Consider the following 2,076-nt stretch of genomic DNA (forward strand, 5'->3'; position numbering starts at 1 on the left):
AGGAGATTGGCATTCACGACAACTTCTTCGACATCGGCGGCCACTCCCTGCGGGCGACGACGCTGGTCAGCAAGATTCATAAAGAGTTGAACGTGGATCTGCCGCTGCGTGACGTGTTCCGCCATTCCATGATCGAGAGCATGGCATCCGCCATTTCCCGGCTGGATGAGCAGACATTCGTTGCCATTCCGGTGGCGGATGACCGGGAGGTGTACCCGCAATCTTTTGCTCAAAAACGTCTCTTTATCCTGAATCAACTGGAAGGCGCGGAGCTTAGCTACAACATGCCGGAAGCGATGCTGCTGGAGGGTGCTTTGGATCGGACAAGGTTCGAAGAAGCGTTCCGTAAGCTCGTGGCGCGGCATGAAATGCTGCGCACCGGGTTCGAAATGGTGGATGGCGAAGCATCGCAGCGGTTATACCATGACGTGAATTTTGCTGTGGAGTTCTATCGAGTGGATGAGCAAGAGGCCGAAGAGACGGTTCGCCGTTTCGTCCGTTCGTTTGACTTGGCGAAGCCTCCGCTGCTGAGGGTAGGCCTTATCGAGCTGGCTCCGGAACGCCATATTCTAATGTACGACATGCATCATATTATTTCCGACGGCGTCTCGATGGAAATCTTTGTTGAAGAATTCGTCCGCTTGTACGGCGGCGAGCAATTGGAGCCTCTGCGCGTTCAGTACAAAGACTACACCGTTTGGCAGCATTCGCAGGAGCAGAAGGAACGGCTTCAGCGTCAGGAGGCGTACTGGCTGGACATGTTCCAAGGCGAGCTTCCGGTGCTGGAAATGCCGACGGACTATCCGCGTCCGGCCGTGCAGAGCTACGAAGGCCAAACGCTGGAGTTTTTCTTCGACGCTTCGAAAACCGACGGCCTGAAGCAGCTGGCCTCGGAAACGGGCACAACGCTGTTTATGGTGCTGCTTGCGGCGTATAACGTCCTTCTGCATAAATATTCAGGTCAGGAAGACGTGATCGTCGGTACGCCGATTGCCGGAAGGAATCATGGGGATGTGCAGCCGTTGATCGGGATTTTCTTAAACACGCTGGCTATCCGCAGTTATCCGGCTTCGGAGAAGACATTCCTGTCATACCTGAACGAAGTCAAAGAAACGACCCTCCACGCCTTCGAGCATCAAAACTATCCGTTCGAAGAATTGGTGGACAAGGTGCAAGTCACCCGTGATTTAAGCCGCAATCCGCTCTTCGACACGCTGTTTACAATGCAGAATACGGAGAACGAGGAATTTGAGCTGGAAGGGCTTCGCCTGATTCCTTATCCGAGCGCACTGGATACCGCGAAGTTTGATATCAGCTTGGATGTGGGCGAGGAGAACGGCGGCTTGGATTACAGCTTCGAATATGCGACGGCTCTCTACAAAAGGGAGACGATCGAACGGCTGGCGAAACATTACGAGCAGCTGCTCGTAACGATCGTAAGCCGTCCGGATGCGAAGATCGCCGAGCTGAACTTGCTGACGGCAGAGGAAAAAGAACAAATTCTCGGCGCGTTTAACCCGGCGCAGCCGGAAGCGGCTCCTGCGGCCGCGTTCCACTGGCTGTTCGAGGAACAGGCGGAGCGCACGCCGGAAGCGGAGGCCGTCGTGTACGAGAACGACCGGCTTACGTATGCGGAGCTGAACGAGCGGGCGAACCGCTTGGCGGGCACGCTGCGCGCAAGCGGCATCGGCCGGGAGACGATCGTCGGCATTCTCGCCGAGCGTTCGGTGGACTTGCTGGTGGCCGTGCTGGCCGTCTGGAAAGCGGGCGGTGCGTATGTGCCGCTCGACCCGGATTATCCGGCGGACCGCGTGCGGTTCATGCTTGAAGACAGCGGAGCGAAGGTGCTGCTGACGCAAACGCCGCTGCGAGAGCGTGCCGAAGCCTGGCTCGGCGAAGAGGAGCTGGCGCTGGCGGCGGTGCTGTACCTCGACGACGAAGCGTCGTACAGCGACGAGCGGGCGAATGCGCCGCTGGAAGCGGATGATCACTTGCACGAATGTCGTCCGGAGGACCTGGCGTACGTGATCTACACGTCGGGAACGACGGGCAAGCCGAAGGGCGTGATGATCGAGC

1 protein-coding gene is annotated in these 2,076 nt (G+C 57.6%); it reads left to right on the forward strand.

The window, feature by feature from the left end; all coding sequences use genetic code 11:
- Positions 1-2,076, forward strand: a 2,076-nt coding sequence (locus MKX30_RS27350) for a non-ribosomal peptide synthetase (RefSeq protein ID WP_341063902.1), incomplete at both ends; no start/stop codon positions are given.

This window comes from Paenibacillus sp. FSL P2-0173 (assembly GCF_038008045.1).
In the GTDB taxonomy this organism is placed as follows: domain Bacteria; phylum Bacillota; class Bacilli; order Paenibacillales; family Paenibacillaceae; genus Paenibacillus; species Paenibacillus polymyxa_B.